Below are 3,705 nucleotides of genomic sequence, written 5' to 3'. Positions count from 1 at the left end.
GCACTCCGTAGCCGCAGGGCTTGATCGTGCAATAGTGGAAACGGCCTTCCGCATCGGTGCGGAAACGACCGCGCAGATTGAATTCGGGCTGAAGGTCCGGCTGCTGGTTCTCGTAGAACCCCTGCGCATTGGCCTGCCAGGTGATGATCTCAGCATCCGCAACTGGATCACCATCCAGATCCTGCAGGCGTCCAAAGACTTCCAGCTTTTCGCCGATAGCATCGAGGGAGATATTGCTACCCAAGGCCAGTTGCGGAACGTCGGCGCGGAAGAAGGGGCCGCGCACGGTATTGGGAGTCGCTGTTTTCGGGCGGCGCGAATTGATTTCCTCGACCAGCGCCGAGGCGCCGAGCAGATCCGACAGCAACACCCATTCCTGGCGCCGCTCGTCGCTGGCATGGCCGACATCGGTCAGGAACTCGATGACCTTGCGCCAATCGGCCTGGGTCGGCCGCAACTCGCGGATGACCGCATGGAGATGCGTGACCACCGCCGCCAGGATGTGCGGTAGCGCATCGTCTTTCGATTGCGGAAGTCGTTGCGCGAATATGTCAGATGAGGTGACCTCGCTGAAATTCAGCGCCATCGGACCCGGCATCATGCGTCTCCTTTAGGGCATTGGCTGGTTGAAACTAATTTAGCCCAGGATCACGATGCCGATGATGATTTTATTCCGATTTAATATATCATATCGTTATGAAGATAGATGAACGCCATCTTGTCCAGCTTGCAGCGGTCGTGAAGACCGGCGGCGTCACCGAGGGTGCGGCGCTGCTTGGCCTATCGCAGCCGGCAGTCTCGCGCACGCTCTCCATGCTCGAAGCCCGCATCGGCGAGCCGCTCTTCATTAAGGGACGCCGGCCGCTGCAGCCGACGCAGCTTGGCCGGGCGCTGGCGGATCACGGCCAGACCATGCTGTCTGCATCGCGCAAGGCATCCGATGTCGTCGAGAGTTTCATGGTCGGCAAGAGCGGCGTCGTGCGCGTCGGGGGCACGCCCTTTTTCATGGACGCATTGATCGCCGGGATGATCGCCGAGTTCCAGAACCTGCATCCCGATGTGCGCATTGACCAGACCTATGGTTATTTCCAGGACCTGCGTGCCGCGCTCAATGCCGACCAGATCGATCTCGCCATCTGTCCGATCGATATTCTCGACGAGGGCTCTGGGCTCGAATTCCATCAGATCCTGCCCGGCCGCAACGTCATCGCATGCCGCGTCACGCATCCGCTGCTTCTGAAAAGGCGGCCGCAACCGGCGCATCTGCTTGATTTTCCCTGGGTCGCGCCGCCGCCGGGCAGCCCGTTGCTCGCCGACCTGCGCGGCATGCTCATCTCCTTCGGGGCCACAGAAATCAAGATCCGTTATTCGGGCGGCTCATTGATGAGCGTGATCAACTACATGAAGGCGGCCGACGCGCTTACCATCATGCCGCACAGCGTCGTCTTTGCGCTGCGCAACGAAAAGTCGATCACTGCGCTCCCCGTCCCGATCCCCCATCCCGAACGCGCGCTCGGCCTCTTGAAACGCTCCGACGCGCCCCGCTCCCCAGCCGTCGACCACTTCGCCCGACACGTCCGCACCGGCTTCGACAATCTGAAGCACCTGATCAAGCGCCACGAGCAATCGGTCGTCTGGGGTAGTTAGCTGTTACCTGATAGAAACAAGAACGGTTGCCACAGACGCGCCGCCTCTATCAACCAAAGACAGCGACGGTTAATCTTATGACGATGCCGCCATCCATTGTGTGGGCTGGCGGCATGTAGCGGCGTAAAAGACGGTCGGAAGCTGCAACGCCGGCGGGTACCCGCGACCTCAGACCCCTCATTACGGCCGTTGCATTGAACGTGCCCGGTGATGAGACGCTGCGACATCCCTCCTTTCGGAGGCTTGCAGGCTGCCCAGCCGTCACGCGTTTGGCTTGACGGCCTGCGACGTACCTCCTAATTGATGGCCGGGAGAAGGCAAGCGTCGTTTCTTTAATGCAGCGCACGATTTCGAGGACACGGGAGGGGGCGTGAGCACCATGGCAGAAACGGAAGTGCGCGCGGTCATCCTTGTACCAGCCTATGGCCAGCCTTCGCTGACTGCCGAGGCGCTTCATACCGCCGTCGCGCAACGGACAGATTACGCCTTCGCGGTCGTCGTCGTCAACGACGGTTGTCCCTCGCCGGAAACACACGATGTCTGCCTCAACTTCTCGGCCTCCTACCCGGGCAAAGTGTTTTATTTGAAGAAGGCCAATGGGGGCCTCAGCGCAGCGCGGAATTCGGGCATCGAGTTCGCCCTTAGTGCGTTTCCCGCGCTGGAGGCAGTCTATTTCCTTGATTGCGACAATCACATCGGTCCTCTCCTCCTGCAGCGCATGGTCGACGCGCTGCGGTCGTCGGATGAGACGGTCGGCTGGGCCTATGCCGATGTCGACAAGTTCGGATTTGCAAGTTTTCACGACACGTCCGGCGCCTACTCGCCCTTGGAACATCTGTTCCGGAGCTTCTGCGAGGCCGGTAGCGCGGTCTCGCGACGCATGCTCGACGCTGGCATCCGCTTTGACCCGGCGATGCGCAAGGGCGTCGAGGATTGGGACTTCTGGCTGCAAGGGCTCGGCAAGGGATTTCGCGGCGTCCATGTACCGGACGCCGGCTTTCGCTATCGTCGTCGCGGCGAGAGCATGCTCGTCGAGGCGGAACGAGATTTCGCGCCGATCCTCGCCTATATCCGGGGCAAGCATTCCGGGCTCTACAACGTGAAGGCCGTGCTGAGCATGGAGATCGAGGCGCGGTCGCGTTACGCCATCTATCATCCCGATACCGGTCTTGTCCGATGCATGACGGCGGTCGGACATGGCCAGCTCATGACGCTTGACCACTATCTTGTCCGCCTGTTGCGGGCCGTCGAGCGACCCGGCTACGGTCTCTGCCCGGGCCACCTAGTCCTCATGGATCAAACGCTTTACGATACTCTGGAGGGATGGCGCCTGCTCGCCGGCCTGCTATGGAGGCTGGAATGTGCGGTAATAAGCGCAACGATCGCCGCTTGCTCGATTGCGATCCGCTCCTCAACCTCTCGGACGCTGAGCTGGACCTCGGTTTCGGCCAGCCGTCTAACGGCGCAGTACATCCCGTCCCTGCCAGAGACTGCTCAGATTCTGGCCATCGAGGCCGGCGCGCTGCTGGCACATCACTTTCCGGACGGCGGGTTCGCCCACGGCAATCACTGGCACACCGTTAAACCGCTCAGTGGTCGTTTCTTTAACCTCGAGATCGGCTGTGCGGAGGAAATCGAAACGCCCCGGCCGGCGGCCGAGGGCCTTGCTTCCTTGCAGCGCGATATAGACAATGTGGCGACGCGCGAGAGCCGCGCCCTCTGGCGTGCTGGCGAACGTGACCGGTTTCGGGCGCAGGCCGCCGTGCCGCGCGATTTCTATCGTGAGCTGTTCAACACGCCATCTGTCTTTCCCGCCGCCGCGACGGAACGATGCGTGGCGCTCGTCGTCGACGAGGCTTCATCCGCGTCAGTCGCTCTCGCCGCGCGGCTCGGCGAAGCCTTGCGGGAGGAGGGAAGCGTTCTGCATCTCGTGACTTTCGGGGAACGGTTTTCGGGCCAGTCGAAGGATCTCGACGCCTTTGCCGAGCTCGTGTCGCTGCCGCTCGCTTCCCTTTGCAGTAGCGCGGCGGTACGCCAGGACTATCTCGGGGCGAGCCT

At 61.7% G+C, this 3,705-nt stretch carries 3 protein-coding genes; 2 read left to right on the top strand and 1 reads right to left on the bottom strand.

From position 1 onward, the window contains the following. A partial coding sequence (locus AAAC48_RS22945; protein WP_340656408.1) for a dioxygenase occupies positions 1 to 601 on the bottom strand: 601 nt, incomplete at its 3' end. 95 nt (positions 602 to 696) lie between these two features. Here AAAC48_RS22945 and AAAC48_RS22940 point away from each other — a divergent pair. Both AAAC48_RS22940 and AAAC48_RS22935 read left to right on the top strand, forming a co-directional pair. Beyond that, positions 697 to 1,647: a LysR family transcriptional regulator gene (locus AAAC48_RS22940; RefSeq protein WP_340656407.1), complete on the top strand. Its 951-nt coding sequence runs from the start codon at positions 697 to 699 to the stop codon at positions 1,645 to 1,647. Positions 1,648 to 2,026: 379 nt separating this feature from the next. Next, the coding region (locus AAAC48_RS22935; protein ID WP_340656409.1) for a glycosyltransferase at positions 2,027 to 3,705 on the top strand (1,679 nt) is incomplete at its 3' end.

This window comes from Phyllobacterium sp. (assembly GCF_037994405.1).
GTDB lineage: Bacteria > Pseudomonadota > Alphaproteobacteria > Rhizobiales > Rhizobiaceae > Phyllobacterium.
This window is presented reverse-complemented; position numbering and strand designations above follow the sequence as displayed.

What these genes read in the sequence shown, in the direction of transcription:
- AAAC48_RS22940 (WP_340656407.1), top strand. Translation starts at nt 697, where the DNA reads ATGAAGATAGATGAACGCCATCTTGTCCAGCTTGCAGCGGTCGTGAAG.